Annotated in this window: 14 protein-coding genes; 7 read left to right on the top strand and 7 right to left on the bottom strand. The window is 69.4% G+C overall.

Annotated elements, in window-relative coordinates:
* Positions 1-170: 170 nt before the first annotated feature.
* The 4 genes from BN1197_RS15140 to BN1197_RS15125 all read left to right on the top strand — a co-directional run bounded on the left by BN1197_RS15140 (position 171) and on the right by BN1197_RS15125 (position 6122).
* Positions 171-1454 carry a hypothetical protein gene (locus BN1197_RS15140; protein WP_141397303.1) on the top strand — a complete coding sequence of 428 codons (1284 nt, stop codon included), beginning with the start codon at positions 171-173 and terminating at the stop codon, positions 1452-1454.
* Between the two features lie 99 nt (positions 1455-1553).
* The gene (gene coaE, locus BN1197_RS15135; protein ID WP_040160977.1) at positions 1554-2744 is read left to right on the top strand and encodes a dephospho-CoA kinase; all 1191 of its coding nucleotides are present in this window, start codon (positions 1554-1556) and stop codon (positions 2742-2744) included.
* A gap of 101 nt (positions 2745-2845) precedes the next feature.
* Entirely contained in the window at positions 2846-4927 is a 2082-nt protein-coding gene (gene uvrB / locus BN1197_RS15130; protein WP_040160975.1) for an excinuclease ABC subunit UvrB, read from the top strand.
* Positions 4928-5135: 208 nt separating this feature from the next.
* Positions 5136-6122, top strand: a complete 987-nt coding sequence (locus BN1197_RS15125) for a TerC family protein (RefSeq protein WP_040160973.1) — start codon at positions 5136-5138, stop codon at positions 6120-6122.
* A gap of 97 nt (positions 6123-6219) precedes the next feature.
* Here the strand turns inward: BN1197_RS15125 and scpC are convergent, their stop codons facing one another.
* The 3 genes from scpC to BN1197_RS15110 all read right to left on the bottom strand — a co-directional run bounded on the left by scpC (position 6220) and on the right by BN1197_RS15110 (position 9447).
* Positions 6220-7734 carry a succinyl-CoA:acetate CoA-transferase ScpC gene (gene scpC / locus BN1197_RS15120; RefSeq protein WP_040160971.1) on the bottom strand — a complete coding sequence of 505 codons (1515 nt, stop codon included), beginning with the start codon at positions 7732-7734 and terminating at the stop codon, positions 6220-6222.
* 125 nt (positions 7735-7859) lie between these two features.
* Positions 7860-8723 (bottom strand): EamA family transporter, encoded by an 864-nt coding sequence (locus BN1197_RS15115; protein ID WP_040160969.1) that lies wholly within the window; start codon positions 8721-8723, stop codon positions 7860-7862.
* Positions 8724-8784: 61 nt separating this feature from the next.
* On the bottom strand, positions 8785-9447 hold the full coding sequence (locus BN1197_RS15110; RefSeq protein ID WP_040160967.1) for an MBL fold metallo-hydrolase: 663 nt from the start codon (positions 9445-9447) through the stop codon (positions 8785-8787).
* A 192-nt stretch (positions 9448-9639) separates the two neighbouring features.
* On the opposite strand from BN1197_RS15110, the gene BN1197_RS15105 reads away from it, so the two are divergent.
* From BN1197_RS15105 to BN1197_RS15095, 3 genes are all read left to right on the top strand, one after another.
* A complete protein-coding gene (locus BN1197_RS15105; protein ID WP_040160965.1) occupies positions 9640-10878 on the top strand; it encodes an RtcB family protein in 1239 nt (412 codons plus the stop codon).
* A gap of 184 nt (positions 10879-11062) precedes the next feature.
* Positions 11063-14284 carry an excinuclease ABC subunit UvrA gene (gene uvrA / locus BN1197_RS15100; protein WP_040160963.1) on the top strand — a complete coding sequence of 1074 codons (3222 nt, stop codon included), beginning with the start codon at positions 11063-11065 and terminating at the stop codon, positions 14282-14284.
* Between the two features lie 108 nt (positions 14285-14392).
* Positions 14393-14860 carry a Rieske (2Fe-2S) protein gene (locus BN1197_RS15095; RefSeq protein WP_176489776.1) on the top strand — a complete coding sequence of 156 codons (468 nt, stop codon included), beginning with the start codon at positions 14393-14395 and terminating at the stop codon, positions 14858-14860.
* Between the two features lie 441 nt (positions 14861-15301).
* On the opposite strand, the gene BN1197_RS15090 is transcribed toward BN1197_RS15095, so the two are convergent.
* From BN1197_RS15090 to BN1197_RS15075, 4 genes are read right to left on the bottom strand one after another with little or no spacing between them, the layout of a single operon-like run.
* Positions 15302-16012, bottom strand: coding sequence for an ABC transporter ATP-binding protein (locus tag BN1197_RS15090; protein ID WP_245851972.1), 711 nt, complete (start codon positions 16010-16012; stop codon positions 15302-15304).
* The gene (locus BN1197_RS15085; RefSeq protein WP_052466801.1) at positions 16012-16956 is read right to left on the bottom strand and encodes an ABC transporter ATP-binding protein; all 945 of its coding nucleotides are present in this window, start codon (positions 16954-16956) and stop codon (positions 16012-16014) included. The genes BN1197_RS15090 and BN1197_RS15085 overlap by 1 nt, the downstream gene beginning before the upstream one ends.
* Positions 16953-18647, bottom strand: coding sequence for a branched-chain amino acid ABC transporter permease (locus BN1197_RS15080; RefSeq protein WP_040160958.1), 1695 nt, complete (start codon positions 18645-18647; stop codon positions 16953-16955). Before BN1197_RS15080 ends, BN1197_RS15085 begins: the two co-directional genes overlap by 4 nt.
* Positions 18644-19591 carry a branched-chain amino acid ABC transporter permease gene (locus BN1197_RS15075; RefSeq protein ID WP_040160956.1) on the bottom strand — a complete coding sequence of 316 codons (948 nt, stop codon included), beginning with the start codon at positions 19589-19591 and terminating at the stop codon, positions 18644-18646. The genes BN1197_RS15080 and BN1197_RS15075 overlap by 4 nt, the downstream gene beginning before the upstream one ends.
* Positions 19592-19596 lie beyond the last annotated feature (5 nt).

The raw sequence follows: 19596 nt of genomic DNA, 5'->3' as shown, positions 1-19596 counted from the left end.
CGAGGTTGACGAGTCGAACGGGCCTCCTTCCACACGGAAGGGGGCCCGTTCGCGCGTCCCCGGGTCCCTCCCAGGCTCGGGTGCTCGACGAATCCGGCTCAGGTGCAGGTGGTTCCGGCCGTACGGAGGCACGTCGGGTTTGCGTGACGGGCCAGGTGCCGGGAGGGGCGATGACCGTGGAGTACACCGGGGGCCGCATCGCCCACCGCGGTCGTCATGACCGTGAGGGCCGTCGTTACCGTCATGACCGTCGTGGCCATCATGATCATCGTGGCCGGGTGCTCATCGCGGCGTTCCTCGCGGCGTTCCTCCTCGCGGGGTGTGCCGGGGGCGGTTCGGGGTCGACGCAGGAGCCGCGCCCGGCGCAGCCCGTGCTCGCTCCGGAGGTCGTCGAGACCGTCGCACCCACCACCGCCCCGCCCACCCGGGGGGTCGACGTGTCGCTGGCCGACATCCGCTCGGCCCCGGCCGTGTGCGGCGTGCCCGAGCATCACCTCTCCGGGTACCGGGGACACGTCGGGTCCACGGAGACGACGCTGCAGGTCACCGACGGTTACGCCCTCGGCATGCAGCCGGTGGAGCCGGTCGAGGTCGATGTCACGGGTGACGGTGGACTCGACCTCGTCGGGGTGATCTCCTGCACGGTCGATGGTGCGGCTCGCCCCGACTCCCTCGTGCTCTACACCGGTCCCGCCACGCCGGTGACGTCGCTCGACCTCGGCACGGTGGGCCGCGAGAAGTTGGCGGTCGTGCGCGCGCTGCGGACGCCCGGAGGCGAGGTACGGGTCGAGTGGACGGGGTTCGACTCCCCGAGCGCACCGGGCACCCAGTACGAGGGGACCGTCGAGCACCGCGGGGGCCGGCTCGTCATCGAGGACGTGCGACGGTCGAGCGGGCCGCGGACGATCGAGGTCACGGACGGGGCCTTCATGACCGCCGACGGGAACGTGCACTGCACGATGCACGACGACATCGCCTGGTGCGACGTGCGCACGACCACCTGGACGCCACCGGCGTCGCCGACCTCCCCGCCCGGCGTCTCCGGCACGCCGACCCCGGTCGGTACGCCCACGCCCTCGGCGGCCACGACGCCGTCCTCCGCTGCGAGCGGCCCCGACGGCGCCGGCACCGCGTCTCCCGCGACGGGATGTGAGGGCCGGCCCTACGGACGGACGTTCCTCGTCCAGGCTGGCCGCGCCCGCCAGACCTGCGCGGGGGAGGAGGGGCCCGAGACCGCGGCGCTCGGTGCGCCACTGACCGCCTGGCACCGGCGCGGGTGGGACGCGACGGTCGTCATCGACGGTCGACGCTCCGCGGCGTTGACGCCGGGATCGACCATGCGGACCTCCGCCGTGACGTGTGGGGCCACCGCGAGCGTCGTCGCGTGCACCGACACCCGCACGCAGGCCTCGTTCGAGGTCGGCCGTACGGTGTCCCGCGTCTCGTCGAGCTGATCCGCCTCGGTGGTACGGCGGGGCCGACCCTGCCGGCGGCCAGGGTGGTTCGTGGCGCGAACAGCGGAATCGCGGCGTCGGTACGCCTACAGTGGCGTCATGTTGAGTGTGGGCCTCACCGGCGGAATCGGTTCGGGCAAGTCGACGGTCGCCAGACGACTCACGGAGCTCGGAGCGGTCGTCGTGGACGCCGACGCCGTGGCCCGTGAGGTGATCGTCCCGGGCAGCGAGGGGCTGCGTCTCGTCGTCGAGCGGTTCGGGGACGAGGTCCTCACCGAGGACGGCTCGCTGGATCGGGCCGCTCTCGCGGGCGCGGTCTTCGGCGACAGCGACGCTCGGCGTGACCTCGAGGACATCACCCATCCGCTCATCGCGGCCCGCACCGCGGAGTTGTTCGCCGAGGCACCCGAGGACGCGATCCTCGTCCACGACGTCCCCCTGCTCGTCGAGAAGAACATGGGCGACCGGTACCACCTCGTCGTCGCCGTCGACGCGTGCCCGGAGACCCGCATCGAGCGTCTCGCCGACCGTGGGGTGCCCGAGGCCGACGCCCGGGCCCGCATGAGCCATCAGGCCTCCGACGGGGCGCGCCGGGAGGCGGCCGACGTGCTGCTCGACAACGAGGGCGACGAACGGCACCTCTTCGAGCAGGTCGACGCGCTGTGGCACGACCGGCTCGTCCCCTTCGAGGCCAACGTGCGAAGCGGGCGCATCCACCGCCGCGCGGACACTCCCGTCGTCAGCGCGTACGAGCCCGACTGGGAGGAGGCCGCGAATCGCCTCATCGCCCGCATCGGACGGGCTCTCGGCGAGCGTGCCCCTCAGATCGAGCACGTCGGCTCCACCAGCGTTCCCGGCATGGGCGGCAAGGACGTCATCGACCTGCAGATCGGCGTGCGCTCCCTCAAGGACGCCGACGAGCCGGAATTCGTCGCCGCCCTCGCCGGGGCGGGGTTCCCGCGCGTCGAGGACTACCGCATGGACCACCCGACCGAGGATCTGCCCGATCCTTCGCTCTGGGTCAAGCGTTACCACGGCTCCTGCGACCCCGGGCAGGTCACCCACCTGCACGTGCGAGAGCTGTCGAGTGCCGGCTGGCAGTACGCCCTGCTGTTCCGCGACTGGTTGCGCGGCAACGAGAACGCCCGAGGCGAGTACGAGCAGGTGAAGAACGACCTGTTCGACCGGCACTCGAGCACCGACGACTACGTCGAGGCCAAGAAGGCCTGGTTCGCCGAGGTCTGGCCGCGGATCAAGGACTGGGGGCAGCGCACGGGCTGGCACGACTGACGCGGGCCGGCCACGATCGCGCAGAGGGCGTTCACCCGTCCTGACCAGGCGGTTCGCCGTCGCACGAAGGGTTGTCGGTGGCGGGGTCTACCGTTGTTCGCATGCGGCCCACCACAGATCTGCAGCGACGCGTCGCCCCGTTCGAGGTCGTCTCGGAGTTCTCCCCGAGCGGTGATCAACCGACGGCGATCTCCGAGCTCGCGACGCGCATCAACGGCGGCGAACAGGACGTCGTCCTCCTCGGCGCCACCGGCACCGGAAAGTCGGCCACCACGGCCTGGCTCATCGAGCAGGTGCAGCGGCCCACGCTGGTTCTCGCACCCAACAAGACGCTCGCGGCACAGCTCGCCAACGAGTTTCGCGAACTGCTGCCCAATAACGCGGTCGAGTACTTCGTCAGCTACTACGACTACTACCAGCCCGAGGCGTACGTGCCGCAGACCGACACGTACATCGAGAAGGACTCCTCGATCAACGACGAGGTCGAGCGGCTGCGGCACTCCGCCACCAACTCCTTGCTCACGAGGCGCGACGTCGTGGTGGTCGCGTCGGTCTCCTGCATCTACGGCCTCGGCACGCCGCAGGAGTACGTCGACCGCATGGTCCGGCTCAAGGTCGGTCAACAGATCGAGCGCGACGAGCTGCTGCGGCGCTTCGTCGAGATGCAGTACACGCGTAACGATCTCGCGTTCACCCGCGGCACGTTCCGGGTGCGCGGAGACACGGTCGAGATCATTCCCATGTACGAGGAGCTCGCGCTGCGCATCGAGTTCTTCGGCGACGAGATCGAGGCGCTCTACACGCTGCACCCGCTCACGGGCGAGGTCGTCAACACCGAGACCGAGATGTACGTCTTTCCCGCCACGCACTACGTCGCGGGCCCCGAACGCATGGAGCGGGCCATCGGGGGCATCGAATCCGAGCTCGAGAAGAGGCTCGCCGAGCTCGAGCAGCAGGGCAAGCTGCTGGAGGCGCAGCGGCTGCGCATGCGCACGACCTACGACATCGAGATGATGCGGCAGGTCGGGTCGTGTTCGGGTATCGAGAACTACTCGCTGCACATCGACGGCCGGCCCCGCGGCAGCGCGCCCAACTGTCTGCTCGACTACTTCCCCGAGGACTTCCTCCTCGTCATCGACGAGTCCCACGTCACGGTCCCGCAGATCGGCGCGATGTACGAGGGCGACATGAGCCGCAAACGCACTCTCGTCGACCACGGCTTCCGGCTGCCCAGCGCCATGGACAACCGTCCCCTCAAGTGGGAGGAGTTCCTCGAGCGCATCGGGCAGACGGTGTACCTCTCGGCCACCCCGGGTGACTACGAGCTCGCGAAGTCCGACGGGGTCGTCGAGCAGATCATCCGGCCCACGGGTCTGGTCGACCCGGAGGTCGTGCTCAAGCCCACCAAGGGGCAGATCGACGACCTGCTGCACGAGATCAACGTGCGGGTCGAGAGGGACGAACGCGTCCTCGTCACGACCCTCACCAAGAAGATGGCCGAGGACCTCACCGACTACCTCCTCGACAAGGGGGTGCGGGTGCGGTACCTGCACTCCGAGGTCGACACGCTGCGCCGCGTCGAACTGCTGCGCGAGCTTCGGCTGGGGGAGTACGACGTGCTCGTCGGCATCAACCTCCTGCGTGAGGGGCTCGACCTGCCGGAGGTGTCGCTCGTGTCGATCCTCGACGCCGACAAGGAGGGATTCCTCCGCTCGACGCGCAGCCTCATCCAGACGATCGGCCGCGCCGCCCGTAACGTCTCCGGCCAGGTGCACATGTACGCCGACGCGATCACCCCCTCGATGGAGGCCGCGATCGAGGAGACCTCGCGGCGCCGGGAGAAGCAGATCGCCTACAACACCGAGCACGGCATCGACCCCACGCCACTGCGTAAGAAGATCGCCGACATCACCGACCAGCTGCGCCGGGAGGACGCCGACACCGAGGCGCTCATGGGCAGCGGCCGGGCCCAGTCGCGCGGCAAGGGGCGCGGCCGCGGCGGCGAGACGACCCGTCGAGAGGTACCGGCCGCGGCCGGCGACCTCGCCTCGCTCATCCAGGACCTCACGGCCCAGATGCACCAGGCGGCCGAGGACCTGCACTTCGAGCTGGCGGCGCGTCTCCGCGACGAGGTGTCCGACCTCAAGAAGGAACTGAGGCAGATGAACGCCGCCACCGGCTGACCCGTCTTACGACGCGCCCTCGTGCGGCGGGATGGCGCGCGGGTGTGAAAGACTCGGCCCCTGACGGAGGGGAGTATCCCCGAAGCGGTGACCTCGCCAGCACGACCCGTGACTCACGCCATCCGGCCGGTGCCTCGGGTTCGGGGCACCGGTCCGCCTGACGGGCGGGAGAGACCTCCATCGGTTCCCATCCGAAAGGTCTCTCCTCATGCACGTGCCCTTGTGGGTCTGGATCACCACGCTCACGATCATGATCGCGTTCCTGCTCTTCGACGTGATCATCATCGCCCGTCGTCCGCACAAGCCGTCGATGGCCGAATGTGCCCGGTGGCTGTCGTTCTTCGTCGGTGCCGCCGCGTTGTTCGGCATCGGGATCGGTCTGATCTCGGGGTGGGAGTACGGAACCCAGTTCTTCGCCGGCTGGTTGACCGAGTACTCGCTCTCGATCGACAACCTCTTCGTCTTCATCATCATCATGGCGAAGTTCGGGGTACCCGAGAAGTACCAGCAGGCCGCCCTGATGATCGGCATCGTCATCGCGCTGATCCTGCGTGCGATCTTCATCGCCGTCGGCGCGGCCCTCATCAACCAGTTCGCCTGGATCTTCTACCTCTTCGGCGCGTTCCTCATCTACACGGCCGTCAAGCTCGCCAAGGAGGGCATGCAGGACGAGGACGAGGACGAGGAGTTCCAGGAGAACGCCATCCTCAAGTTCGTCGAGCGCCGGTTCAACGCGACCACGTCGTGGCAGTTCGGCACCAAGCTCTTCGGCCACCTCGACGGCAAGCGCGTCGCCACCCCGATGCTCATCACGATCCTCGCGCTGGGCACCACGGACCTCATGTTCGCGCTCGACTCCATCCCGGCGATCTTCGGCCTCACGAGGGAGCCGTTCATCGTGCTCACGGCGAACATCTTCGCCCTCATGGGCCTGCGGCAGCTGTACTTCCTCATCGGTGGCCTGCTCAAGCGCCTCGTCTACCTCAGCCTCGGGCTTTCGGTGCTCCTCGCGTTCATCGGCGTCAAGCTCATCCTCCACGCGCTGCACGAGAACAACCTCTCGTTCATCAACGGCGGCCAGCCGCTGCCGGTGCCGGAGATCTCCATCGGGGTGTCGCTGGGCGCGATCATCGTCATCCTCGGTGTGACGACGATCGCCTCGCTCATCAAGTCCCGTCGGGACGCGTCCCTCTGAGTGACGCGAGGGGGCGTCGCCACCTCGAGGCGCAGGCCCGGACGACATGAAGGAGCGCACCCCCGAGGGGGTGCGCTCCTTCGTCGTCGAGCCGGCCTCAGTTGGGCATCATCGTGCCCTCGTCGAGGAACCGGCGGTGCCATTCGTGCGCGAGGGCGAGGTCGTGGGGTGTGTGCTGGCCGTTGGCGACCTTGGTGGCGCGTTCGACGTACTCCTCGAGCATCGGTCGGTAGGTCGGGTGGGCGCAGTTCTCGATGATGACCTGAGCGCGCTTGCGCGGCGCGAGACCACGAAGGTCGGCGAGCCCCTGCTCGGTGACGATGACGCTGGTGTCGTGCTCGGTGTGGTCGACGTGGCTGACGAACGGCACGATCGAGGAGATCGCTCCGCCCTTGGCCGTCGACGGGGTGACGAAGCAGGAAATGTAGGCGTTGCGGGCGAAGTCTCCCGAGCCGCCGATGCCGTTCTGCATGCGGCTGCCCATGATGTGCGTGGAGTTGACGTTGCCGTAGATGTCGGCCTCGATGAGGCCGTTGCAGGCGATGACGCCGAGGCGGCGGATGAGCTCGGGGTGGTTGGAGATCTCCTGGGGCCGCAGGATGATGTTGCGGCGGTACTTCTTGGCCTCGCGGTTCATGCGCTCGGCGGCGTCGGGGGAGAGCGAGAACGCCGTCGCCGAGGCCACGGTCACCTTGCCTGCGTCGATGAGGTCGACCATGCCGTCCTGGATGACCTCGGTGTACGACGTGAGCTGATCGAACGGGGCGTCGAGGAGGCCGGCGAGCACGGCGTTGGCGATGTTGCCCACACCGGACTGCAGCGGGAGGAGTTCCTTGGGGAGGCGTCCGAGCTTGACCTGGTGCTCGAGGAACTCGATGAAGTGCCCGGCGATGGCCTTGGAGGTGTCGTCGAGCGGCTTGAACGGGGTGTTGCGGTCGGACTGTTCGGTCTCGACGACCGCGACGATCTTGGAGTTGTCGACCGAGAGGTACGGCTGACCGATGCGGTCGCCGGGTCGCGTCATCTGCACCGGGGTGCGGTTGGGCGGCAGCGCGAACTTCTCGTAGACGTCGTGCATGCCCTCGAGGTCGAGGCTCTGCCACGAGTTGACCTCGAGGATGACCTTGTCGGCCTCGTCGAGCCACACCTTGTTGTTGCCGATCGAGGAGCTCGGGATGAGGCGGCCGTCGTCGGTGATGGCCGTGACCTCGATGACAGCGACGTCGAGGTTGCCGAGGAAGCCCTCGCGCACGAGGGGACCCAGGTGCGAGAGGTGGATGTCGTTGTAGTCGATCGAGCCCTCGTTGATCTTCGAGCGCGTGATCGGGTCGGACTGGTAGGGCAGGCGCGAACGGATGCCGCCGGTCTCCGCGAGAGCACCGTCGAGCTCGGGCGCGGTCGAGGCGCCGGTCCACAGTCCGATCTGGAAGGGGCGTCCGGCGGCGTGCTCCTCACGGATGCGCTTGGCGAGCGCGACCGGCACGGCCTTGGGGTAACCGGCCCCGGTGAAGCCGCTCATGCCGACGTTGTCGCCGTCCTGGATGAACTCGGCGGCATCGTGGGCCGACATGATCTTGCTCCGCAGGTCGGCCTTGCCCACGCGACTGCTCATGCTTCCTCCATACGAACTGGATCCGTGCGGGGCCGAGCGCCCGCCTCTCGGACGACATCCACGGTAGCGAGAAGCCGCGGCCGGTCGGGATCGTTGCAGGTGAATCCCGGCCTTTGGTCCCGACGTCAGGGTTCCGGCGGGGCGCCCGGCTCTTTGCGCGTGACCGATGCGGAGGCCGCGACGACGGCCGCCATCCCGGCCAGCTGCATCGGTGAGAGGGATTGCCCGAGCACGAGGAGGCCGGCGAACGCGGCGACGGCCGGTTCGAGGCTGAGGAGCACACCGAACACGCTCGCCTTGAGCCGCCGCAGCGCGAGCAGCTCGAGGGAGTAGGGCAGGACGGAGGAGAGGACCGCGATGCCGGCGCCCTTCAGGAGGACGTCGGGTGCGAGGAGTTCGCGCCCGGCGGTCGCGATCCCGACCGGCGCGACGATGACGGTGGCGACGAGCATCGCGAGGGCCAGCCCGTCGAGCCGCGGGAACCGCGCCCCCGCCCGTGCCGAGAGGAGGATGTACGCGGCCCAGGCGCCCCCGGCGATGAGGGCGAGAGCGACGCCGACGGGGTCGAGGCGGTCGACGTGGGTGCCGGCGACGCCCGAGACGAGGACGACCCCGACAGCGGCGGCGGCCACGGCCACGAGGTCGCGGGCCCGTCGCGAGAGCACGGCCGAGAGCACGAGGGGACCGACGAACTCGATCGTCACCGCCACCCCGATCGGCAGTCGCGCCAACGAGGCGTAGAACGCGCTGTTCATGAGCGCGAGCGAGCATCCGAAGGCGATGACGGTGCCCCAGTCGCGTCGGGAGTGACCTCTGACGCCGGGACGCAGGAGAACCAGCATGAGTGCGCCCGCGATGGCGAGGCGTAGGGCCACCGAGCCCGCGACCCCGACGAGGGGGATGAGGGTGGCGGCGAGGGCCCCGCCGAACTGCACGGACCCGATCGCCAGCAGGACGAGCAGAGTTGCCGGTACTCGGGGTCGGGTCACCGCGGCATCGTAGGGTCAGCCGGGCGGTGCCGTGCAATCCCGTTCCACCCGGCGGCCCGGATCACCAGCCGCGTTCACGCCACTCGGCGAGGTGGGGGCGTTCGGCGCCGAGCGTGGTGTCCTTGCCGTGGCCCGGGTAGACCCACGTGTCGTCGTCGAGCGGCTCGAAGATCCGGCTCTCGAGATCGTCCATCAGCGAGGCGAAGTCCTCCGGCGACGGAGTCTTGCCGGGGCCACCCGGGAACAGGCTGTCGCCGGTGATGGCGTGGGCCTGGCCGTCGGCGTCCTTCCACGTGAGGGCGATGGCGCCGGGCGTGTGGCCGCGCAGTTCGACGACGTCGAGAGTCACTTCGCCGAACGTGATGGTGTCGCCGTGGGCGAGACGATGGTCGGGAGCGACGGGGAGCGCGTCGGCGTCGTTCTCACCCGCGTAGGTCGGCACACCCGTGCGGTGCGTGAGCTCTTCGAGGGCGCCGACGTGGTCGCCGTGCCGGTGGGTGGTGACGATGCCGCCGAGGCGTCCCGAGCCCTCCTCGACGAGGTCGATGAGCCGGTTCGGTTCGGCCGCCGCGTCGACGAGCAACTGACACCCGGTGTCGTTGCAGGTGAGCAGGTAGACGTTGTTGTCCATCGAACCCACGCTGACCTTGCGCAGGGTGAGGACCCCCAGGTCGCGGACATCGCTCGGGCCCCCGGGGGTGACGTCGCCGGTGTAGGTGGTCATGGGATCCTCCGCGGGTGACTCGGGCCGCTCGGGTTGCGACGGCCGGGTGAGGACCGGTGCGCCGGCGGCTGCCGTTCGGATCACCACATCCTCCACCGCCGTGCGCCTCCGCGGGGCCGAGGGGGGTGTCCAATCCGCCAGCGGTCGAAATCGGGTGGACCCGGGCGATTCGGACCCGCAGACTCGGACGTCATGACCAGGAAACCCACCCCCGCCCCGACGCGCTCGGCGCCCGCCTTTCCGGCGCGGCTTCCCGGCGCCGAGTCCACGGCGCTGTGGGCCGACGTCGACACCATCGAACCCGCCGCCCAGGAGCAGCTGCGGAACGTCGCCGCGCTGCCCTGGACGCACCGCCTCGCGGTCATGCCCGACGTCCACTTCGGCAAGGGCGCCACGGTCGGATCGGTCATCGCGATGCGCGGAGCGGTCTCGCCGTCGGCCGTCGGCGTCGACATCGGCTGCGGCATGGCCGCGGTCCGGACGTCGCTCACCGCCGCCGACCTTCCCGAGGACCTCGCGGGACTTCGCCGTTCCATCGAGAGGGCGATCCCCGTCGGATTCGAGTCCCACTCCGGGTCGGCGGACCTGTCGGACGACCCCCGGCTGCAGGCGCGCGTCGACGCTCATCTGCGACGGTTCTCCGACCTGCGGGCTCCGAGGATCGCCGAACGCGAGAGCCGGGCGATCGCTCAGTGCGGAACCCTCGGCGGCGGCAACCACTTCGTCGAGGTGACCCTCGACGAGGACGACCGGGTGTGGCTCATGCTGCACTCCGGCTCGCGCAACATCGGCAACGAGCTCGCCACCCGCCACATCGAGTCGGCGAAGGGGCTGGACCACAACGCGGTGCTTCCCGACCGGGATCTCGCGGTCTTCCTCGCCGGCACCCCGCAGATGGACGACTACCTTCACGATCTGCACTGGGCCCAGCAGTACGCGCTGCTCAACCGGGAGGCCATGCTCGTGCTGCTCGAGGGTGTCGTGCGGCGCGCGTTCCCGCAGGTGCAGTTCGGCGAGCGCGTGACCTGCCACCACAACTACGTCGCACACGAGACCTACGACGGCGTGGACGTCATCGTCACGCGCAAGGGCGCGATCCGGGCCGGTCGCGGCGAGCTCGGGCTCATCCCCGGCTCGATGGGGACCGGCTCGTACGTCGTGCGCGGGCTCGGCAACGAGGAGGCCCTGTGCTCGGCCTCGCACGGTGCCGGACGACGGATGTCACGCAACAAGGCACGCAAGAGCTTCACCGTCGCCGACCTGCAGGAGCAGACCCGGGGCATCGAGTGCCGCAAGGACGCCGGCGTGCTCGACGAGATCCCGGCGGCCTACAAGGACCTCGCCGAGGTCATCGCCGCGCAGACCGAGGGGCCGAGCCCGCTCGTCGAGGTCGTCACCAAGCTCGACACCATCCTCTGCGTCAAGGGGTGAGCCCGATGCCGCCCGGCCCCGCGAGCCGCGTCGGGCGGCGGCGGACGACGGCGGGTGGTGGGGTACCGGACGGGTGGTCGTGGATGTCGGACGGTGACGGCCCGCCCGGCACGAGCGGGCGCGGTCGGGGCGCTGACCTGGGCAGAGATCGCCGGTCGAAGGGTTGTCGGAGGGGGCACCTACGATGTCGGACGTGCCTACGAATGTCCCTGCCACCCGCCCCGGTCACGACCATCTCGTCGTGCGCGGCGCCCGCGAGCACAACCTCAAGGACGTCTCGATCGAGATCCCTCGTGACTCGCTCGTCGTCTTCACCGGCCTGTCCGGATCCGGCAAGTCCTCCCTTGCGTTCGACACGATCTTCGCCGAGGGCCAACGCCGCTACGTCGAGTCCCTCTCGGCGTACGCCCGCCAGTTCCTCGGGCAGATGGACAAGCCCGACGTCGACTTCATCGAGGGGCTCTCGCCCGCGGTCTCCATCGACCAGAAGTCGACGAGCCGCAACCCCCGGTCGACCGTGGGCACGATCACCGAGGTGTACGACTACCTGCGACTGCTCTTCGCGCGGGCGGGCCGGCCTCACTGCCCCGTGTGCGGTGAGCCCATCACCCGGCAGAGCCCCCAGCAGATCGTCGACCGGCTGCTCACGCTGCCCGACCGCACGCGCTTCCAGGTGCTCGCGCCGCTGGTCAAGGGCCGCAAGGGCGAGTACGTCGAACTGTTCTCCGAACTGCAGACCAAGGGGTACGCCCGCGCCCGGGTCGACGGCGAGGTCGTCTCCCTCGCCGAGCCGCCCAAGCTCGACAAGCAGAGAAAGCACACGATCGAGGTCGTCGTCGACCGGCTCGTCGCCAAGCAGGGCGACGACTCCGCCAAGCGGCGGCTGACCGACAGCGTCGAGACGGCGCTCGGCCTCGCCGACGGCGTCGTCGTCATCGACTTCGTCGACGTCCACGAGGAGCCGACGCCGGAGCAGCTCGCCGAGGACCCGAACGTCCTGCCCACCGAACGCCGGTACTCCGAGCGCATGGCATGTCCGAACGATCACGTCATCAACGCCGACGAGGTCGAGCCGCGTTCGTTCTCGTTCAACAGCCCGTTCGGCGCCTGCCCCAAGTGCACCGGCCTCGGCACCGAGCTCGAGATCGACCCCGAGCTCGTCGTCCCCGACGACGACCTGTCGATCCGCGACGGCGCCATCGCGCCGTGGTCGCAGGCCTCCGGGGTCGCCGACTACTTCCTCCGCGTGCTCACCGCGCTGGCCGACGACCTGTCGTTCTCCCTCGACACGCCCTGGAAGGCGCTGCCGCAGCGGGCCAAGGACGCGATCCTGCACGGCCACCAACACAAGGTGCACGTGCGCTACCGCAACCGGTTCGGTCGCGAACGCCAGTACTCGACGGGCTTCGAGGGAGCCATCCCGTTCGTGCGGCGCCGTCACGCCGAGACCGACTCCGACATGTCGCGCGAGCGGTACGAGGGCTACATGCGTCAGGTGCCCTGCCCGGCGTGCAAGGGGGCCCGGCTCAAGCCCGAGTCGCTCGCCGTCCTCCTCGGTGGCAAGAACATCGCTCAGGTCAGCGGCCTGGCGATCGCGGAGTGCGCGGAGTTCCTCCGCACCGTCGACCTCAGCGTGCGCGAGGCGGCCATCGCCGAACGCGTGCTCAAGGAGATCCAGGCCCGGCTCGGGTTCCTCCTCGACGTCGGCCTCGACTACCTCTCCCTCGACCGCCCCGCGGGCACGCTGTCGGGCGGCGAGGCCCAGCGCATCCGCCTGGCCACGCAGATCGGCTCCGGCCTCGTGGGCGTGCTCTACGTGCTCGACGAGCCCTCCATCGGACTGCACCAGCGCGACAACCACCGTCTCATCGGCACCCTCACGCGGCTGCGCGACCTCGGCAACACGCTCATCGTCGTCGAGCACGACGAGGACACCATCGAGACGGCCGACTGGGTCGTCGACATCGGCCCCGGCGCCGGCGAGCACGGCGGAGAGGTCGTACATTCCGGCACCGTCGAAGGGCTCATGAATCACCCCACCTCGCTCACCGGCCGCTACCTCTCGGGCCGAGAGCGCATCGAGGTTCCCCGGCAGCGGCGCGCCGTCGACCCCGAGCGGCAGCTCACCGTGGTCGGCGCCCGGCAGAACAACCTGCACGACGTCGACGTCTCGTTCCCGCTCGGCGTGCTCGTCGCGGTCACCGGCGTCTCCGGCTCGGGCAAGTCGACGCTCGTCAACGACATCCTCTACACGGTCATGGCCAACAAGCTCAACGGCGCCCGCCAGGTGCCCGGGCGGCACAAGACCGTGACCGGCCTGGAACACCTCGACAAGGTCGTCCACGTCGACCAGAGCCCCATCGGCCGCACCCCGCGCTCCAACCCGGCGACCTATACGGGGGTGTTCGACAACATCCGCAAGCTCTTCGCCGAGACCACCGAGGCCAAGATCCGCGGCTACCAGCCGGGGCGCTTCTCGTTCAACGTCAAGGGCGGTCGCTGTGACGCGTGCTCCGGTGACGGCACGCTCAAGATCGAGATGAACTTCCTCCCCGACGTGTACGTGCCGTGCGAGGTCTGCCACGGCGCCCGCTACAACCGGGAGACCCTCGAGGTCCACTTCAAGGGCAAGACCATCGCCGAGGTCCTCGACATGCCCATCGAGGAGGCCGTCGAGTTCTTCGCCGCCGTGCCCGCCATCGCCCGGCACCTGCGCACCCTCAACGAGGTCGGCCTGGGGTACGTGCGACTCGGTCAGCCGGCACCCACGCTCTCCGGTGGCGAGGCGCAGCGCGTCAAGCTCGCCGCCGAGTTGCAGAAGCGCGGCACCGGCCGCACGGTCTACGTCCTCGACGAGCCGACCACCGGCCTGCACTTCGAGGACATCCGCAAACTTCTCGGCGTCCTCCAGGGGCTCGTCGACAAGGGCAACAGCGTCATCGTCATCGAGCACAACCTCGACGTCATCAAGAGCGCCGACTGGCTCGTCGACCTCGGCCCCGAGGGCGGACACCGCGGTGGCACCGTCGTCGCCGAGGGCACCCCCGAGCAGGTCGCCGCGGTCGAGGAGAGTCACACCGGCCGGTACCTTGCCCCGGTCCTCGCCCGGGCCGACCACGTGCCCACCGTCGCGGAACTCCCGGCCAAGCAGGCCGAGACCGGCGCATCGACGAAGACGACGAAGAAGACAGCGGCGAAGAAGACGACGACGAAGAAGACGGCGGCGAAGAAATCGCCCGCCACGAGGTCGACGACGAAGAAGGCAGCCGCAACCGCGTCGGCGAAGGGTGCGCGAAAGGAACCCTCCGAGACCACGAGACCGGCCTCGTCGACGAGGGCAGCCGGCGAGACACCCCCGCCCCCGCGGCGCAGCCGCAAGGCCGCAGCCATCGCACGGCGTACCTGACCAGGACCTCCGGCCCTATCCGCGGCAGCGCGCCCCGGCGGGGCCGGGGAGGTTCCTAGAGTGGCGCCCGTCAGGGCGAGGAGCCCCGCACTCGAGGAGGACGCAGACGTGAGCGACACCCGGGCGAACAGCCCCAACCCACCGACGACCCCGAGCCGCCGAACCGTGCTCAAGATCGCCGGCGCCGGAGGCGCGATCGCGACGGTCACGTTCGTCTCGGCCTGCGGCTCCGGCGAGAAGAAGAGCGAGGCGCCCGACAAGGACAACGCGAAGGTCCAGGCCGCCGTCCAGCAGGCCGTGACCTCCGGCCAGGTACCGGTCGGCGGCGCCGCGTTCCTCACCGACGTCGGCGCCGTCGTCACCCAGCCCACCACCGGCCAGTACAAGGTCTTCTCCACGTGGTGCCCCCACGCCGGCGCCGAAGTGACCATGCTCGACGAGAAGACCGGCCGCATCGTCTGCGTCCTCCACGGCAGTCAGTTCGACCCGACGACCGGCGAGGTCAAGGTGGGCCCCTCGCCCGCCGGCCTCAAGCCGATCGAGGTGGCCGTCTCCGCTCCCACTCCCACCGCCTGACCACCCGCAGGCAACGGAGCAGGACTGTCTCTCGTTAGCAGTGGCCGGGTGTGTCGGGGTGGGTCGCGATGTCCGGGGTGTGGGCCGGGGTTCGCGGCGCCTACCATCCGCAGCCCCTCCGCTAGCGCTCCGGGGCTGCTCCCGCCAGGCCCAGCCAGTCGCCGCGAACCCCGGCCCACACCCCTCCGCTTGCGGTTGGGGGCTGCTTCCGCCAGGTCCGGCCAGTCGTCACGAATCCGGGCCCGCACCCCTCCGCTTGCGCTTGGGGGCTGCTCCCGTCAGGTCCAGGCAGTCGCCGCGCTGCGGGGCCGCTCCGGCCAGTGACCGCGCACCACGGGCCACCCCCTCCGTTGGTGCGCGGCGTGCCGGGCGATGGCGGGGATACGAGCGCGAACGCCCGGCCACCGATCTGGTGGCCGGGCGTTCTCGTGAACGGGCTGGTCAGTCCTCGCCGAGGTAGGCCTTGCGAACCTCGTCGCTGGTGAGGAGTTCCCGGCCGGTGCCGGAGAGGACGATCTTGCCGACCTCGAGCACATAGCCGACGTCGGCGAGCTTGAGCGCCGCCTGGGCGTTCTGCTCGACGAGGAGGATCGTCGTCCCGCGTTCGCGCAGGGCGGTGACGGTGCTCATGATCTTCTTCATCATGAGCGGTGACAGACCCATCGAGGGTTCGTCGAGCAGCAGCAGGCGGGGCCGGCTCATCATGGCGCGGCCCATGGCGAGCATCTGCTGCTCACCGCCGGAGAAAGTGCCGGCGGCCTGCGCACGACGATCCGCGAGGATGGGGAACAGGTCGAACACCTCGTCGAGGTCGGCCTTGAACTCCTTGTCCTTGCGGGAGTACGCCCCGAGCATGAGGTTCTCCTCCACCGACATCCGCGGGAAGATGCGGCGACCCTCGGGGGAGTGGGCCATGCCGAGGGAGACGATCTTGTGGGCCGGCACCGAGGTGAGCGAGGTGCCGTCGAACGTGATCGACCCCTGCGCGGGACGCAGCAGACCGGAGATCGTGCGAAGCGTCGTCGTCTTGCCGGCGCCGTTGGTGCCGATGAGGCAGACGACCTGGCCCTCGTCCACGTCGAAACTGATGCCCTTGACGGCCTTGATCTTGCCGTACGCCACGACGAGGTCGCGCACTTCGAGGAGCGCCATCAGCGGTCTCCGTCCTGGTGGTCGGGGCGGGCCGCGTGCGAGCCGGCGCCGGGGGCGGGACCGTCACCGAAGTCGTCGGCCTCGTCGGTACGGACCTCTCGGGCGATCTCGTCCGCGACCGGCTCGTCGGACTCCTCGTCGCCGGTGCCGATGTAGGCCTCGATGACGCGGGGGTCGGACTGGACCTCGCCGGGGGTGCCCTCGATGAGCGCCTTGCCACGGACGAGGCAGAGCACCCGGTTGCAGAGCTGGAAGATGAACCGCATGTCGTGCTCGATGACGACGACGGCGAGACCGGAATCCCGGATCTTGAAGATGAGGTCCTCGGCCTCCTGGGTCTCCTGCGGGTTCATGCCGGCCGTGGGCTCATCGAGCAGGATGAGCTTGGGGTCGGTAGCGAGGGCCCGAGCGATCTCGAGCCGCCGCTGGTGGCCGTAGGGCAGGTTGCGGGCGAGATGCTCCTCGTAGCCTGCGAGACCGACGTAGGCGAGCAACTCCTCGGCGCGAGCCTTGGTCTCGGCCTCCTCCCGACGGAATTTGGGTCCGTGGAGGATGGAGGTCAGGGGGCCCGAGGAGGTGCGGCAGTAGCGGCCGACCATGACGTTCTCGGCGGCGGTCATGTTGGCGAAGAGCCGGATGTTCTGGAACGTGCGGCTCATGCCCGCGACGACGACGCGACGCGGCTTGGGCGGGAGCACGGCACCGTCGAAGGTCACCTGACCCTCGGTCGGCTTGTACAGGCCGGTGAGGCAGTTGAAGAACGTCGTCTTGCCGGCGCCGTTGGGGCCGATGAGACCGACGATCTCGCCGGGGTAGACGTCGAGGTCCACGTCGTCGACGGCGGTGAGGCCGCCGAAGCGCATGGTGACGCCGCGGGCGGAGAGGATGGGCGCCGCGTTCGCGGGCGCGCCGTCGCTCCTGGATGTGGTGACGGCGGTGCTCACTTGACCTCCTCGATGTGGACTTCCTGCACCTGATCGGCGAGCTCTTGATCGTCCTCGTGGAACTCGAGCTTGCGGCGCTGGCTCGCGACGAGACCCTCGGGCCGGAACCGCATCATGAGGACGAGGAGCAGGCCGAAGATGAGCAGGCGGTACTCGGAGAAGAACCGCAGCTTCTCGGGCAGGAGCTTGAGGACGACGGCACCGATGATGACGCCGCCGACGGTGCCCATGCCGCCGAGGACTACCGCCGCGAGCAGGAACGCGGACTCGAGGAACTGGTACTGGTCGGGGGTGACCGACACGTCGTGGTGTGCCTTGACCGTGCCGGCGAGGCCGGCGAGGAACGCGCCGCCGGCGAACGCCAGCAGCTTGAGACCGAACACGTTGACGCCCATGGCCTCGGCGGCCTTCTCGTCCTCGCGGATCGCGACCCAACCACGGCCGATGCGGCTCGCGTTGAGTCGGGTGAACACGAGGATGATGAACGCCATGAGGATGAGCAGCAGGAAGTAGTAGTTGGCGAACCGGGTGATCTCGATCCCGAACAGCGTGTGGGTGTCGCCGAAGTCGAACCCGAAGAAGTTCAGCTCGGGAATCGCCGGGATGCCGTTGGGCCCGCGGGTGATGTTGGGTCCGTTGACGCCGTCGAGGTTGAACATCGTGAGGCGGAAGATCTCGCCGAACGCCAGCGTGACGATGGCGAGGTAGTCGCCGGAGACCCGCAGGGTCGGTGAGCCGATGATGAGGCCGAGGATCGAGGCGAACACGGCGCCGATGATCGCGGTGACGAAGAACGGCGGCGTCCAGTCGATGGTGGCGAACGCCGAGCCCGAGAGGATGGCGCCGACGTAGGCGCCGGCCCCGAGGAACGCGATGTACCCCAGGTCGAGCAGACCAGCGAGGCCCACGACGATGTTGAGTCCGACGGCGGTCGCCGCGAAGATCAGCACGTTCGTCGCGATCGACATGTTGGCCTCGGAACCGTCCTGCGTGAGCGGGAACGCGAACGCCGAGGCGAAGGCCGCGAGCATGAGGACCCGGCTGTGCTTGGCCGCGAGCAGCCCGAGCCACGTGAACAGACCGGCGCCGGCGAGCACCGCCATGACGACGCCGACGTGGATGAGCAGCATGATGAAGCGGCTCGCGTCGGTGATCCCGAGCGCATAGGCCGCCAGCAGCATGACGCCCGCGACGAACACGACGAGGATGAGGACCTCGAGCCACGAGGGCAGACGCACGTGGATGAGCTGCTTCTCGGCGCGCGACGGGGCCAGCGAGGAGCCGATCGTGACGAGTGCGGCGCCGACGAGCGCCAGCCAGGCGCCGGGGTCGGCGTTGGCGAGTCCGCTCGTGGTGACGGCGATGATGACGAGCACCGCCGCCATGAACACGAGCGACCCGATGCCGAGCGCCCGCAGCGCCTTGCCCTCGGTGACGTACGGCTCGAATCTCTTGAGCACGGGCACGACGTCGAGAGCGAGAAGTGCGAGGCCGCCGAGGGCGAGGGCGAACATGCCCCACTGCAGGGGGGCCGGGTTGCCGTACACCGAGAGGTCGCCGAGGACGCGGCGGTCGTAGCACCACGAGAGGAACGGGGTGACGAGCAGCAGGACGAGCCCGGCTCCGATGACCGGCGTGGCGCGGTTCTCGAACCGGCCGCCGAAGAGTGGGGGAGTGAGCACGGTGTTCATGCGCGATCCACCACCCGGGCGCCGAGCAGACCCTGGGGCCGGAACACCAGCACGAGGATGAGCAGCGAGAACGCGATGATGTCCTTCCACGACGAGCTGATGTACATCGCGGCGAACGTCTCGACGACGCCCAGCGTCAGGCCACCGACGATGGCGCCCGGCACGTTGCCGATGCCGCCGAGGACCGCGGCGGTGAACGCCTTGAGACCCGCCATGAAGCCCATGCGGAAGTCGATGTTGTTGTTCTGCAGGCCCTGGGCGACGCCGGCGACGGCGGCGAGGGCGGCGCCGATGGCGAACGCGATGACGATGATCCGGTCGACGTTGATGCCCATGAGGCGCGCGGTGTCGGGGTCCTGCGAGACGGCCTGCATCGCACGGCCCGACTTGGTGCGCGTGATGAACCACCACAGGAACAGGCCGCACACGACGAGACAGGCGATGGTGAACAGGGCCGGACGCTGGAGCTGGAGCCCGAACATCGGGATCGGCCGGCCGGTGACCCCCTCGATCAGGGGGAAGGGGATGCGGGACTTCGCGTCCGGCATGCCCGGGATGTCGCCGTAGAACAGACGCACGAACTCCTGGAGGAACACCGAGATGCCGATGGCCGTGATGAGCGGCGCGAGACGCGGCGCCCCCCGCAGCGGCCGGTAGGCCACCCGCTCCATGACGACCGCGGTGAGGACGGCCATGGCCATCGCCCCGAGGATCATGACCGGCAGGACCCAGATGCTCGTCGTGCCCTTGAAGAGCAACAGGTACGTCGACAGCGCGCCGAACGCGCCGATCATGAACACCTCGCCGTGGGCGAAGTTGATGAGCTGGACGATGCCGTAGACGACGGTGTAGCCGACGGCGATGAGTGCGTAGAGCGAGCCGAGGCTCAGGCCGAGGATGAGCTGCTGTGGTGCGGATGCGAGGAACTGCGTGAGGGCGTCCACCGGAC

Origin of the sequence: Mobilicoccus massiliensis (genome assembly GCF_000826525.2) — a bacterium.
Classification (GTDB): Bacteria; Actinomycetota; Actinomycetes; order Actinomycetales; family Dermatophilaceae; genus Mobilicoccus; species Mobilicoccus massiliensis.
This window is presented reverse-complemented; position numbering and strand designations above follow the sequence as displayed.